The organism is Propionivibrio sp. (genome assembly GCF_041441355.1).
Taxonomy (GTDB): Bacteria; Pseudomonadota; Gammaproteobacteria; order Burkholderiales; family Rhodocyclaceae; genus Propionivibrio.
This window is the reverse complement of record NZ_JASDTF010000026.1, coordinates 1-13,377: the sequence shown is the minus strand read 5'-3', so window position 1 is coordinate 13,377 and position 13,377 is coordinate 1. Positions and strand designations below refer to the sequence as shown.

At 65.3% G+C, this 13,377-nt stretch carries 10 protein-coding genes; 4 read left to right on the top strand and 6 right to left on the bottom strand.

The window, feature by feature from the left end; all coding sequences use genetic code 11:
* Positions 1-16: 16 nt before the first annotated feature.
* The 4 genes from QMB55_RS09660 to alr are packed head-to-tail and all read right to left on the bottom strand — an operon-like array spanning position 17 to position 5,685.
* Entirely contained in the window at positions 17-2,554 is a 2,538-nt protein-coding gene (locus QMB55_RS09660; RefSeq protein WP_497588488.1) for an ABC transporter permease, read from the bottom strand.
* A 2-nt stretch (positions 2,555-2,556) separates the two neighbouring features.
* Positions 2,557-3,183, bottom strand: a complete 627-nt coding sequence (locus QMB55_RS09655; protein WP_497588487.1) for a glutathione S-transferase family protein — start codon at positions 3,181-3,183, stop codon at positions 2,557-2,559.
* 50 nt (positions 3,184-3,233) lie between these two features.
* Positions 3,234-4,598 (bottom strand): DNA repair protein RadA, encoded by a 1,365-nt coding sequence (radA, locus tag QMB55_RS09650; RefSeq protein WP_497588486.1) that lies wholly within the window; start codon positions 4,596-4,598, stop codon positions 3,234-3,236.
* Between the two features lie 4 nt (positions 4,599-4,602).
* Entirely contained in the window at positions 4,603-5,685 is a 1,083-nt protein-coding gene (gene alr, locus QMB55_RS09645) for an alanine racemase (RefSeq protein WP_497588485.1), read from the bottom strand.
* Between the two features lie 249 nt (positions 5,686-5,934).
* On the opposite strand from alr, the gene lplT reads away from it, so the two are divergent.
* The 3 genes from lplT to QMB55_RS09630 all read left to right on the top strand — a co-directional run bounded on the left by lplT (position 5,935) and on the right by QMB55_RS09630 (position 9,852).
* Positions 5,935-7,200, top strand: coding sequence for a lysophospholipid transporter LplT (gene lplT / locus QMB55_RS09640; RefSeq protein ID WP_497588484.1), 1,266 nt, complete (start codon positions 5,935-5,937; stop codon positions 7,198-7,200).
* 126 nt (positions 7,201-7,326) lie between these two features.
* A complete protein-coding gene (locus QMB55_RS09635) occupies positions 7,327-8,685 on the top strand; it encodes a sodium-dependent transporter (protein WP_497588483.1) in 1,359 nt (452 codons plus the stop codon).
* Between the two features lie 198 nt (positions 8,686-8,883).
* Entirely contained in the window at positions 8,884-9,852 is a 969-nt protein-coding gene (locus QMB55_RS09630; protein ID WP_497588482.1) for a hypothetical protein, read from the top strand.
* A 93-nt stretch (positions 9,853-9,945) separates the two neighbouring features.
* On the opposite strand, the gene QMB55_RS09625 is transcribed toward QMB55_RS09630, so the two are convergent.
* Both QMB55_RS09625 and QMB55_RS09620 read right to left on the bottom strand, forming a co-directional pair.
* Positions 9,946-11,142, bottom strand: a complete 1,197-nt coding sequence (locus tag QMB55_RS09625; protein ID WP_497588481.1) for an acetate kinase — start codon at positions 11,140-11,142, stop codon at positions 9,946-9,948.
* Between the two features lie 157 nt (positions 11,143-11,299).
* A complete protein-coding gene (locus tag QMB55_RS09620; RefSeq protein WP_497588480.1) occupies positions 11,300-11,554 on the bottom strand; it encodes a hypothetical protein in 255 nt (84 codons plus the stop codon).
* A 311-nt stretch (positions 11,555-11,865) separates the two neighbouring features.
* Here QMB55_RS09620 and QMB55_RS09615 point away from each other — a divergent pair.
* On the top strand, positions 11,866-13,377 hold a 1,512-nt coding region (locus QMB55_RS09615), incomplete at its 3' end, for an adenosylcobalamin-dependent ribonucleoside-diphosphate reductase (protein ID WP_497588479.1).

Sequence of the window (13,377 nt, the reverse complement as noted above, 5' to 3'; positions counted from 1 at the left end):
TTCGGCCCATTTCGGCCTAGCCGCCGCGCCGCAGACTCTCCAGCGGCGGCGTGCGCAGCAAGCGCCGCGCGGCGAGCCAGCCGGCCCCGACGACCAGCACGGCGGCACCGATCACCGAAACGAGGGGCAAGGCGTAATCGACCGCCACCTCGAACTGGAACACCCGCCGGGCCACGACCTGCCCGACGACGAGCGCGCCGACGCCGGCGATCAGCCCTGCGCTGGCGCCGATGGCCGCCAACTCGACGCACAAGGCCCGCCGCAACTGCGCCTGGGTCGCGCCCAGGGCGCGCAGAACGGCCAGCTCGTAGCGCCGCTCCTCGGCCGCCGAAGCCAGGGCGCTGTAGAGAACGATCACCCCGGCCAGCAGAGTGAACAGGAAAACGAACTGCACGGCGCGCGCCACCTGTTCGAGGATTACCTGCAACTGGGCGACGATGGCCGCGATATCAACCACGGTCAGGTTGGGATAAGCGGCGATCAGTTCATTGACAAAGGCCTCATGGCCTGCAGGCAGGTGAATGCTGGTGATCCAGCTCGCCGGATACGGCTCGAGCACGCCGGGCGGCGTGAGGACGAAGAAATTGACCCGCATCGAATCCCAGTTGAGCTTGCGCAGCCCGACGATGCGCACCTCGACGGCTTCCCCGGCGATCGAAAAGCGCAGCCGGTCGCCCACTTTCAGGCCCAAGGTCTTGGCCAGTCCTTCCTCGACCGAGGCCAACGGCGCCGCGGTCTCTCCGGGCGCGAACCAGCGCCCTTGCGTCACCCGGTTGCCGTCCGGCAGCGCGGCGCGGTACGAAAGGTTGAATTCACGGTCGATCAGGCGCTTGGCCCGCTCGTCCGTGTAGTCGCCGGCGCCGACCTCGCGCGCGTTCACCTGCGTCAGGCGGCCACGCACCATGGGCGAAAACTCGGCGCTCAGGCCCGCCTCGGAAAAACGCTGGCGGACACCGGAGAGCTGCTCGGGCTGGATGTTGATCACGAAGCGATTGGGCGCATCGGCCGGCACCGCCCGGCGCCAGGCGTCGAGCAGGTCGTTGCGGGTCGCGGTCAGCAACAGGAGCGCCATGAAGGCCAGCGCCAGGGCGACGATCTGGACGACGCTGGCCAAGGCGTGCCGCTCCAGGCTGGCCAAGCCGAAGCGCCAGCCGACCGCGCCCGAACCGCCGCGCAGCGCCGCCACCAGGCGAACGATCAGCCGGGCAAGGAGCAGAAAAACCAGCAAGGCCGCGCTGAAACCACCCACCAGATAGGTGCCGAGGCGCGCGTCGCCAGCCACCCAGAACATCATCCCCATCAGGACGAAGAAACCGAGGGCGTAAGCCAGGAGGAAACGCCAGGCAGGCATGCGCCCGCTGCCAAATTCGCGGCGCAGCACGCGCAGCGTCGACACCCGCTGCAACTGCACCAGCGGCGGCACCGCAAAACCGAAGAGCAGGAGCATGCCGGCCGCCAGCCCCTGCAGCGCGGGGATGATGCCCGGCGCCGGAAGGGGGCTGGCCAGCAATTGGGCCAGCCAGGCATGCAGAACATGGTGAGCCAGGTAGCCGACAAGGCAGCCGAGCCCTGAGGCCGCCAGCCCCAGGATCAGGAATTGCAGTAAATGCGTGCGCATCAGCAGCGCCTGGGTGGCGCCCAGGCAACGCATCACCGCGCAGGCATCGAGGTGGCGCTGCATGTAGCGGCGCGCCGCCAAGGCCACCGCGACGGCGGCAAGGACAACGGTCAGCACCGCGGCGATGCCGAGAAAACGCTGCGCCCGTTCGAGCGCGCTGCGGATTTCCGGGCGCGCGTTATCGACGTCCTCGATCCTTTGCCCCGGCGTGAGCTGCGCCTCGACCTCGGTGCGGAAACGCTTGACCTGGGCCGGCTCGCCGGCCACCAGCAGTCGATGGACGACCCGGCTGCCCGGGCCGATCAAGCCGCTCGCCTGGAGGTCATCGAGGCGAATCATGACCCGCGGCGCGACGCTGAAGAAATTGACGCCCCGGTCGGGCTCCTGGGTCAGGATGGCGTCGACGATGAGGGGGGTGCGTCCGACGGCCAGCGTATCGCCAACCCGCACGCCCAGCGCTGCCGCGGCACGGTCTTCCAGCCACACGCGACCGGGCGCAGGAATGCCGACCGCGGCTTCGTCGGCTGGAAGACCGCCCTCCTGGACGCCGCCGGCCTGCGGCGCGCGGATGCGCAAGGCACCGCGCAAAGGATAGCCTTCGCTCACCGCCTTAATCTCGGCGAGTTGAACGCGCCGCGTCGCCCCATCACCGGCGCTCACCATGCTCGGGAACGTCCGGGTCGTGGCCACACGCAGTCCGTGCCGTTCGGCCGCGTCGGTCAAGGTGTCCGGCCAGGCGCGGTCGGCGCTCAGCAGCAGGTCAGCACCGAGCAGTTGATTGGCCTGCCGGTCGAGCGACTGACGCACCCGGTCGGTGAAGAAGCCGACCGCCGTCAGCGCCGCGACGGCGACCACCAGCGCGGCTGCCAGGAGACGCAACTCACCTGCGCCCGCATCGCGGCGCAGCATGCGCCAGGAAAAAAGCAGTTCGTTCACGCTCAAGGGCTTCCGTTGTCGCAGTGTTGGCGAAAGCCCGGGCGTTCAGCCAGGGCGGCGTAATAGCGATCCACCGCGGCCAGCGTTGGACGGTCCACGATCGGCGTCATCCGCCAGCGGTTGATCGACAAGGCAAGCACCACGTCGGCGAGGGTGAACCGCTCACCGACGACGAAGGCGGCGGTCTTCGCCAAGTGCCGGTCGAGCAAGGCCATCAGCCGGTTCCATTGGGCCACGCTGCGCGCGTCGGCGCCAGCATCGGTGAAATCGGGGTGCTGCCGCACCCGCGCCATGAACGCGTAACGCCAGGCCGAGTTGAGGTCGGTGGCCTGCCAATCCATCCATTGCTCGACCAGCGCCCGGGCGCGAGGTTCCTCCGGCAACAGGTCGTGGCGCCCGGCCCGGGTGGCGAGGTAGCGGCAGATCGTGTTCGATTCCCAGAGCACGAAATCCCCATCGCAGAGCACCGGCACCTGGGCATTGGGATTGAGGGCGATAAATTCCGGCGTTACGGGATCGCGCCAGCCGCTGCCCCAGGGCTCAAGCGCGTACGGCAGGCCCAGCTCGTCGCAGACCCACAGCACCTTGCGCACGTTGATCGACGTTGATTTTCCGAGCACCCTGAGCATTCACCAGCCTCCTCCGGAAAAAGCGTTTGGACGTGCGCAGGCGCAATCGATCAGTCGAGCTCGCGCAAGCGCTGCACGGCTTCGTCGACCCGTTGCACAGCGATGACCTGCATGCCCGCAATCGGCTGTCGCGGGGCGTTGGCGTGTGGGATCAGGGCGCGCGTAAAGCCCAGTTTTGCGGCCTCCTTCAGGCGCTCCTGGCCGCGCGGCGCGGGGCGGATCTCGCCGGCCAGGCCGACTTCGCCGAAAACCACCAGTTTTTCCGGCAAGGCTTTATTCTTCAGCGAGGAGACGATGGCCAGCAGCACCGACAGGTCGGCTGCCGGCTCGCCGATCTTGACCCCGCCGACGGCATTGACGAACACGTCCTGGTCGAAACAGGCGATGCCGGCGTGCCGGTGCACGACGGCGAGCAGCATCGCCAGGCGTTGCGCGTCAAGACCAACGGTCAGCCGGCGCGGGTTGCCGTGCGCCTGGTCGACCAGCGCCTGCACCTCGACCAGCAGCGGCCGCGTGCCCTCCTGGGTCACCAGCACGCAGGAACCGGGAACGTTCTGCCCGTGCTGCGAGAGGAACATCGCCGACGGGTTGCTGACGCCCTTGAGCCCTTTGTCGGTCATGGCGAAGACGCCGATCTCGTTGACCGCGCCGTAGCGGTTCTTGACCGCGCGGATCAGGCGGAAGCTCGAATGCGTGTCGCCCTCGAAGTAGAGAACAGTATCGACGATGTGCTCAAGGACGCGCGGCCCGGCCAGCGCCCCTTCCTTGGTCACGTGCCCGACCAGAATCACCGTGATCCCCGACTGTTTGGCGAGGCGGGTCAGTTGCGCCGCGCACTCGCGCACCTGAGCGACCGAGCCGGGCGCCGAACTCAAGGCTTCGGACCACAGCGTCTGAATCGAGTCGATCACCGCCACCTTGGGCCGCTCGGCCTGCAGCGTGGCGACGATCTGCTCCAGATTGATTTCGGCCAGGAGTTGCAGGCGCCGCGTATCGAGCGCCAGCCGTTTGGCGCGCAGCGCCACCTGCTGCGCCGACTCCTCGCCGCTCACGTAGAGCACCGGCTGCGTTTCGGCCAGGGCGGTCAGTGCCTGCAGGAGCAAGGTGCTCTTTCCGATCCCGGGGTCGCCGCCAATCAGGATCACACCGCCGGCCACCAACCCGCCGCCGAGCGCACGGTCGAATTCGGCGATGCCGGTCGGCAGCCGATCCTCTTCGCGCGCCTCGACCTCGGCCAGCGATTGCAAGCGCGAAGCCCCGGCCAGCGCGGCAAAGCGGTTACCCGTCGCGGCCGGTTCGGGACGCGTCTCGACGAGGGTGTTCCATGCCCCGCAGCCCGGGCACTGCCCTTGCCACTTGGGCGCCGTGGCGCCGCATTCGCCGCAGGCGTAAAGGTTTTTCGCCGCCTTGGCCATGCGGCTAGACCTCGACGACCGGCACCCGCTGAGCCAGGGCGCAAAAGAGTTCGTAGGCGAGCGTTCCCGCCGCCGCGGCCACGTCGCTGGCCGGCAGGCCCTCGCCCCAGAGGACGACCGGACTGCCGACCCCGGCTTCGGGAATGTCGGTCAGGTCGCAGGCGAGCATGTCCATCGACACTCGGCCGACGGTCGTCGTACGCCGTCCGCAGACCACGATCGGCGTACCGCAAACCGCGCTGCGCGGGTAACCGTCGGCGTAGCCGCAGGCGACGATGCCCACGCGCGTCGGCCGTTGCGCGGTGTAGATGCCGCCATAACCGACACGCTCGCCGACCCCGAGGGATTGCACGGCGATAATCTGGCTGGTCAGCGTCATCACCGGACGCAAACCGCATTCCTCGGCGCTGTGCTCGGCGAAAGGGCTGCTGCCGTAGAGCATGATCCCCGGCCGCACCCAGTCGGCTGCGGTGTGCGGATGGCGCAGGATCGCCGCCGAGTTGGCCATCGACACTTCACCGGGCAGGCGGCCCAGCCAGCCCTGGCGCATTTCTGTAAAGCGCTCAAGTTGCCACTGCACGCCCAGATCGTCGTCGGCGTTGGCGAAATGGGTCATCACCCCGACCTTGCCGACGCCTTCACTGGCCTCGAGCATCGCCTGCAGCGCCGGCAATTCGGGGGCGGTGAACCCGAGGCGGTTCATCCCGGTGTTGATTTTCAGATAGACCGGCAACGGCGCAGGCAGCTGAACCGAGGCGAACATGCGCAGTTGTTCTAGATGATGTACTGCCGGGGTCAGGCCGTATTCGGCGCAAAGCTGGAGGTCGGCGGGCTCGAAACAGCCTTCGAGCAGCATGATCGGGTGTTTCAGGCCGGCATTGCGCAGGGTGATGGCCGCCGACAGTTCAAGCACGGCGAAACCCTCCACGTTCGCCGCCAGGCTGCGGGCGACGCGCAACAGGCCGTGGCCGTAGGCGTCGGCCTTGAGAACCGCCCACACCCGGGCGGACGGGGTTTGGCTGCGCACCCGCGCGCAGTTGTGCCGCAGGGCGGACAGATCGATACGGGCTTGAATCGGACGAGGCATGACAAACAGGAAAGCAGCGTTGCGCACGGATCGTGCAAAACCGACGCCTCCGGAAAGCGCGCCTACCGGGGAACGCCGCGACACCCGGCATTGTGCCTGATTCAGCCCCTGCCGTGGGCTTCAATTCCCCTTACCGAGGGCACGCCCACCCCCTGTCGGCGAACCTTGAAACGGCAAAGGGCAATCACAACCATACTTCTTTCATGGTATAAACACGCCTCTTTAAGAACCGACAAGCGGTCGTTCGCAATGCCCTTCGGCTTTTACATCATCATGGCAGCGCAATTTTTCTCTGCGCTCGCCGACAACGCCCTGCTCATCGTTGCCATCGCCGCCCTGCGCGAAATGAACGCGCCGAGCGCCTACGAGCCGCTGCTCAAGACCTTCTTCACCGTTTCCTACGTCGTCCTCGCCGCCTTCGTCGGCGCCTTTGCCGACTCGATGCCCAAGTGGCGGGTGATGTTCATCAGCAATACGATCAAGATCATCGGCTGCTCGCTGATGTTCTTCTCCGTGCATCCGCTGCTGGCCTACGCCATCGTCGGCCTCGGTGCCGCAGCCTACTCCCCCGCCAAATACGGCATCCTGACCGAGTACCTCCCGCATCGCCTGCTGGTCGTCGCCAACGGCTGGATCGAAGGCCTGACGGTCGGCGCCATCATCCTCGGTGTGGTCACCGGCGGCGCCCTGATCCAGCCGGCCATCGCCCACTCACTGCTGTCCTTCGACCTGCCGCTGATCGACACCGGGATCGACACCGTCGGTGAAATGGCACTGGCCGTGATCGCCGCCTTCTACATCTTGGCCTCGGTCATCAACCTTTACATTCCCGACACCGGCGTCGACCACAAGGCCCTGCACAGCAACCCGGCCTACCTGATCCGCGAGTTCTCGCACTGCGTGAAGCTGCTCTGGCGCGACCGCCTGGGCCAGATCTCGCTCGCCGTCACCACGCTGTTCTGGGGCGCCGGCGCCACGCTCCAGTTCATCGTTATCAAATGGGCCGAAGTCGCGCTCAAGCTCGACCTTTCCAAGTCAAGCATGCTGCAAGGCGTGGTCGCCCTCGGCGTCGCCGCCGGCGCCGTCGCCGCAGCGCGCCGGATCACCCTGCGCAAGGCGGTCAAGGTCATCCCCTTGGGGATCGCCATGGGCATCATCGTCCTGGTGATGAATTTCGTTTCCCAGATGTGGCTCGCGATCCCGCTGTTGGTCCTCGTCGGCGCGCTTTCGGGCTACTTCGTCGTACCGATGAACGCCCTGCTCCAGCACCGCGGACACATCCTGATGGGCGCCGGACACTCGATTGCGGTGCAGAACTTCAACGAGAACCTGTCCATTCTGGTGATGACCGGACTCTACTTCCTGATGATCAAGCTCGACCTCTCGATCTACCTGGTCATCACCCTTTTCGGTCTCTTCGTCAGCGGCGCCATGCTGCTCGTCAAGCGCCGGCACGAAGCCAACCAGCGCGAATACGACGACGTCGCTCACCTCGACGACAGCGCCGCACACTAAGCCGAACACGCCATGCGCCCCCGGACCGTCCCGCCAGCACCGCTTCGGGCCGGTTCGACGTCGTGTGCGCACCTCATTTCCGACTCTCCGTTCACAACTCAAACCAAAATCATCTAGCGAGGGCATATGGCACGCACATCACGCGATGCATTCACCAGCACCTTCGGTGTCCTGGCGGCGACGCTGGGCTCGGCGGTTGGCCTGGGCAACATCTGGAAATTCCCCTCCCTGACCGGCGCCAACGGCGGCGCCGGTTTTCTGGTCGTTTACCTGCTCGCCACGCTGCTCGTCGGCCTGCCGGTGATGATCGCCGAAACCATGCTCGGTCGCGCCGCGCGCGCCAACACCATCACCGCCTTTGAACGCCTTTCGCCGCCGCGCCAGGGCTACTGGACGATCATCGGCTGGATGGGCTGCGCCGCCGCAGTCCTGATCCTCGCCTTCTACTCCGAGGTCGCCGGCTGGGTTTACGCCTACGTCTTCAAGTCGATGGTCGGCGAAATCGCCACCACCGATCCGAAAGTGGCCGGCAGCGCCTTCGGTGCGTTGATTTCCGACCCTTTCTCCTCCCTGCTCTGGCAGTGGGTCGTCCTTGGCGTCACCGGCAGCATCATCATGCTCGGTGTCTCCAAGGGGATCGAAGCCGTCACCCGCAAGCTGATGCCGCTGCTCTTCATCCTGCTGCTGGTCCTCTGCGTGCGCAGCCTGACCCTCCCGGCCGCGGCCGAAGGCCTCGCCTTCCTCTTCGCGCCGGACCTCTCGAAGATCACCCCTGCCGTCCTGCTCACCGCGCTGGGCCTGTCGTTCTTCAAGCTCTCGATCGGCATGGGCACCATGCTCACCTACGGCAGCTATTTCCGCGACGACCAGAACATCCCGGCGACGACCACCCGCGTCATGCTCGCCGACCTGACCGTCTCGCTGCTCGCCGGCATTGCCATTTTCCCGGCGGTGTTTTCTTTCGGCTTCGAGCCCTCCGCCGGCCCTTCACTGGTCTTCATGACCATTCCCGCGGTGTTCACCTCGATGCCCGGCGGCGCGATCTTCATGACGCTCTTCTTCATCCTCACCGCCATCGCCAGCGTCGGCGCCATGCTCTCGATCCTCGAAGTCCCGGCGGCCATCCTCACCGAGCGCTTCGGCCTGCAGCGCAAGACCGCGGCACTGTGCACCATTGCCATCGTCGGCTTGTTCGGCGTCCCGGCCGCCCTCTCGAACAGCGTCGCCGCCGACCTCAAACTCTTCGGCATGAACGCCTTCGACCTCTTCGACTTCATCAGCTCCAACCTGCTGATGCCGGTCGGCGGCATCCTGATCTGCCTCTTCGTCGGCTGGGTCTACGGCCTGCCGCAGCTCGAAAAGCAACTCAGCAACGACGGCACGATCGATAACAAGCCCTTGATCCGCGTGTTGTTCTTCACCGTGCGCTACATCACACCGGTTTCGATCGCCGTCGTCCTCCTGCACGGGCTCAAACTCTTCTAAGCGGCAAAAGAGGACCGTCCCCCCGCCGCTTTTGCCGCCATCCGGCAAAAGCGGCGCATCCGGGCCAACCTGCGTCCTCCGTTCCCGGCCTCTTTTGCGGTCCGTGCGGCCAAGAGTTCGTCTGGCCTCAATCTTGCTGCGTTCTCCTGCCCCATCGCAGAATCTGCGATGCGATCTCAGTTCTCCGCAGGAGGCCTCATGTCTACCGACCGCATTTCCGAACGTCTTGGCACGTCCGCCCTCAACGGCAGCGTCTCGCCCACCAAAACCGGCGCCGCGGCCGGCGAAACAGGTGCCCAGGACTTCGGTGCCACCTTGCGCCTGCAAGTGGCGACGCTCAAGGCACAATCCCTTTCCACGCTAGTCAGCAGCGTCAGCGATGCAGGCAACAACACCATCCTCACCACGCTCGCCGCGCTCAACGGCCAAAGCGTCGGTGAAAGCAGCGCCATCCCGGGTGTAAGCGCCACGGGCCGGGTCAACTCGTTGCACGACCCGGAATTGGCCTATCGGATGATGAGCGTCATCAACCAGGCTGAAGCCACCTACACTGCGCAACGCAACGAGTTGACCGAAATGCGCAGCATGCTCAACAGCCTGAGCCAAGCGGCTGCCGACCTGGGCCAGCCCGCGGTCGCCACCGACAGCGCATCCCTGGCCAGCCGCATGGACGACTTCCGCAACACCTACAACGCCTGGATCGACCGCTTTGCCGAAGACTTCCTCCCGGGCGGCGCCCTGCACGGCAACCAGGCGGCGCAAGTCACACGCAGCGAGTTGCGCAACATCATTGGGGACATTTTCACTGGCGCGGCCCATGGCTTCCAGGGACTGGGCGACCTCGGCCTGAGCATCGATGCCGGCAGCCAGCACGCGAATTTCGACGGCAAGCCCCTGGCCGATGCCCTGGGCAAAAACGCGTCTGGCGTGCAGGCGACGCTACAGCAGTTCGCCGCACACTTCACCCAGGCCACCACCCTGCTGGCTTCGGCCGGCAATTTCATCGACAACCGCTTGAATAATCTGCAACGCGCGCTCGATTTCATTGCCGAGAACAAGCCGGCACTGCAAGCCGAATTCGGCCTCGGCGACCCGGCCAAACCGGTCCTCGCCGGCACCTCGACCACGGCGGCACTTGCCAGCTACCGCAAAGCTGCAGACGTGTAAGCGCCTAAACGCGTTCAAGCACACAACGCCCAAACCAAAGAAAAAGCCCTGCGGCCGTTCGGCTCGCAGGGCTTTCTATTCCCGAAGTCGGGATTACTTGCCGACGATTTCCTTGGTGTCGCGCGCGATCACCAGTTCTTCGTTGGTCGGCACGACCATGACCTTGATCGGCGAATCGTCGCTCGAGATGATCGCTTCCTTGCCGCGCACGTCGTTGGCCTGGGCGTTGAGCTTGATGCCGAGGGCAGTCAGACGCTCGACGATCTGGGCGCGGAAGCCCTTGCCGTTCTCGCCAATGCCACCGGTGAACACGATCGCATCGACACGGCCGAGTTCGATCGCGTAGGCGCCGATGTACTGCAGCACGCGGTGAGCCAGCACGTCCAGGGCCAGCTGGGCGCGGGCGTTACCTGCCGCGGCAGCTTGCTCGACGTCACGCATGTCCGAGCTGACGCCGGAAATGCCGAGCAGACCCGACTGCTTGTTCAGCGCGGCGTCGATGTCGTCGAACGACATATTGACGTTCTTCGCCAGGAAGTTCGGGATGCCCGCGTCGACGTCGCCGCAACGGGTGCCCATCACAATGCCTTCCAGCGGGGTCATGCCCATGCTGGTGTCGTACGACTTGCCGCCCTTGACGGCGGTGAACGACGAACCGTTGCCCATGTGGCAGGTGATGCAGTTGAACTGGTCCTTGGCGATGCCGAGGATTTCGGCAGCGCGCTCCGAAACGAAGCGGTGCGAGGTGCCGTGGAAGCCGTAGCGACGAACGTGGTGCTTCTCGTACCACTCGTAGGGCACGGCGTAGATGTAGGACTCGGCCGGCATCGTGGCGTGGAAGGCGGTGTCGAAGACGCCGACGTTGGGCACGCCGGGCAGTGCGCGCTGCATGGCCTGGATGCCGGTGATGTTGGCCGGGTTGTGCAGCGGGGCCAGCGGGATGTTTTCGCGCAGGGCGTCGAGCACGGCGTCGGTGATCAGCACCGAACCCGAGAACTTCTCGGCGCCATGCACCACGCGGTGGCCGATGGCGGTGATGTCCTGCAGCGACTTGATGACGCCGATGTTGGCGTCGACCAGCTTCTCGAGCACCTTCTTGATCGCGACCTCGTGATCGGCGATGTCGGCAACTTCCTTGACCTTGTCGCCGTTGGCGGTTTCATAGGCAAGGACCGAATCCTTCATGCCGATGCGCTCGACGAGGCCGATGGCCACGCGACGCTCGTCGCTCATGTCGAGCAACTGGTATTTGAACGAGGAACTGCCGCAGTTCAAAACAAAAACGAACATGTTTTTCTCTTTCCCTTAAAAATCCTGCCGATGCCTCGCTGGGCGTTCGTGGCAGGGTAAGTGCGCTGGAGCGTGTTGAGTGTGGAGCCTGGAGCTATGGAAGCCAAGGTGCGAACGCGGTCGCGTGAAGCGTGGAACTTAGATTCCGGCACGCGCGTCAGCCGTTGCCGTTTTCCGGAACCTGGATTTTACCAAACCGGCCGAGGTCGAATGTCGGCCGTGATGCGATTTCCCCTCTTTTTCCATGGCGATGCACGATCGTCTCCATAGCCGGATGACTGCCCTTGCTCCCGGCTGTTTCCGCGGCGCGTTTTTCTGCCCAACCCGCCACACAATTGCACATGACGAAAGTACGTTTCGCATTGTAATAAAGTTGCGTCCGTTTTTCCAGCCAGACAACGGCCTCGTCCATTCCATTTCGACCTGGAATCCGCAAGCCAAACCCCCGCATTTTCAGCGCCTTGGCAATTCCCCTACGCGTGACACAACAACTATATCTAGTCAAGTTCTTGCCGGGCAACACTAAATGTAGTAGCTTAGAAAACGTTGGCCTACATACACGGCCCCGCCGGGCGCATCGACCGACCTGCATTCGAACCCGTCCCAGCCCCGAGCGCCTGCTGCACCGCAACCATCGGCAACACCGTAGAACACGCCTCACCCAAAACAGACGGAGGACGCGCGCCAGCGCGCTCGCCAACATAATCATTCGAAGGGATGACCATGAGCCAGAACGCACAACAACTCTCCCTGACGGCGATCGCCGCAGCACCTGAACACGCTCCCCTCACCGAGCAGGAAATCTCCGGCGAGGTTCTCCTCGAGAAGTACGCCAAGGGCACCGAAACCAACGTCCACGACGTGCGCCGCCGGGTCGCCCGTGCGCTCGCCGCCGTCGAAGAAGAGAAGCAGCGCAGCAAATGGGAAGAGCGCTTCCTCTGGGCGCAGGAAAACGGTTTCGTCCCGGCCGGCCGCATCAATTCGGCCGCCGGCACCACCCTCTCCGCGACGCTGATCAACTGCTTCGTCCAGCCGGTCGGTGACTCGATCGTCGAAGTCGTCGACGGCCGTCCGGGCATCTACACGGCGCTCGCCGAAGCCGCGGAAACCATGCGCCGTGGCGGCGGCGTCGGCTATGACTTTTCCTCCATCCGGCCGCAAGGCGCTCAGGTCAAAGGTACGCAGTCGCGTGCTTCGGGCCCGGTGTCCTACATGCGCGTCTTCGATCGTTCGTGCGAGACCGTCGAATCGGCCGGCGCCCGGCGCGGCGCCCAGATGGGCGTGTTGCGCTGCGACCACCCGGACATCGAGGACTTCATCCACGCCAAGGATCAGGGCGACCTGACCAACTTCAACATCTCGATCGGCGTTTCCGACGCGTTCATGAAAGCCGTGGAAGCCGACACCGACGTCGAGCTCGTGCACCGCGCCGAGCCCAACGCCGACATGAAGCGCGACGGCGCCTTCCAGCGCGATGATGGCCTGTGGGTCTATCGCAAGGTGCGCGCCCGTGACCTCTGGGACCAGGTCATGAAGTCGACCTACGACCATGCCGAGCCGGGGATTCTTTTCCTCGACCGCATGAACCGCGACAACAACCTCAACTACTGCGAGCAGATCGAGGCCACCAACCCCTGCGCCGAACAGCCGCTGCCGCCCTACGGCTGCTGCTGCCTGGGGTCGATCAACCTCACCCTGTTCGTCCGCCACGCCTTCTCCAACCAGGCCGAGTTCGACTTCGACGCCTTCGCCGAAGTGGTCAAGGTGTCGACGCGCATGCTCGACAACGTACTCGACGTCACCGCCTGGCCGCTCGACCGCCAGCGCGAAGAAGCTGCCAACAAGCGCCGCGTCGGCCTCGGCTTCACCGGCCTCGGCGATGCCCTGTGCATGCTGCGCATGCGCTACGACACGCAGGAAGCGGCGGCCATGGGCGCGCGCATCTCCGAACACATGCGCAACGCCGCCTACCTCGCCTCGGTCGAACTGGCCAAGGAACGCGGCGCCTTCCCGCTCTTCAACGCCGAGCTCTACCTCTCGGGCGGCAACTTTGCTTCGCGCCTGCCCGCCGACGTCAAGGCCGAGATCCGCAAGCACGGCCTGCGCAACTCGCACCTTCTGTCGATCGCGCCGACCGGCACGATCTCTTTGGCCTTCGCCGACAACGCCTCGAACGGCATCGAACCGCCCTTCTCCTGGACCTACAACCGCAAGAAGCGCATGGCCGACGGCACG

Excerpts from the sequence above, each read along its gene's own strand:
- QMB55_RS09655 (WP_497588487.1), bottom strand. The coding sequence starts at position 3,183 with ATGCTCAGGGTGCTCGGAAAATCAACGTCGATCAACGTGCGCAAGGTG.
- radA (WP_497588486.1), bottom strand. The coding sequence starts at position 4,598 with ATGGCCAAGGCGGCGAAAAACCTTTACGCCTGCGGCGAATGCGGCGCC.
- alr (WP_497588485.1), bottom strand. The coding sequence starts at position 5,685 with ATGCCTCGTCCGATTCAAGCCCGTATCGATCTGTCCGCCCTGCGGCAC.
- lplT (WP_497588484.1), top strand. The coding sequence starts at position 5,935 with ATGCCCTTCGGCTTTTACATCATCATGGCAGCGCAATTTTTCTCTGCG.
- QMB55_RS09635 (WP_497588483.1), top strand. The coding sequence starts at position 7,327 with ATGGCACGCACATCACGCGATGCATTCACCAGCACCTTCGGTGTCCTG.
- QMB55_RS09630 (WP_497588482.1), top strand. The coding sequence starts at position 8,884 with ATGTCTACCGACCGCATTTCCGAACGTCTTGGCACGTCCGCCCTCAAC.
- QMB55_RS09625 (WP_497588481.1), bottom strand. The coding sequence starts at position 11,142 with ATGTTCGTTTTTGTTTTGAACTGCGGCAGTTCCTCGTTCAAATACCAG.
- QMB55_RS09620 (WP_497588480.1), bottom strand. The coding sequence starts at position 11,554 with ATGGACGAGGCCGTTGTCTGGCTGGAAAAACGGACGCAACTTTATTAC.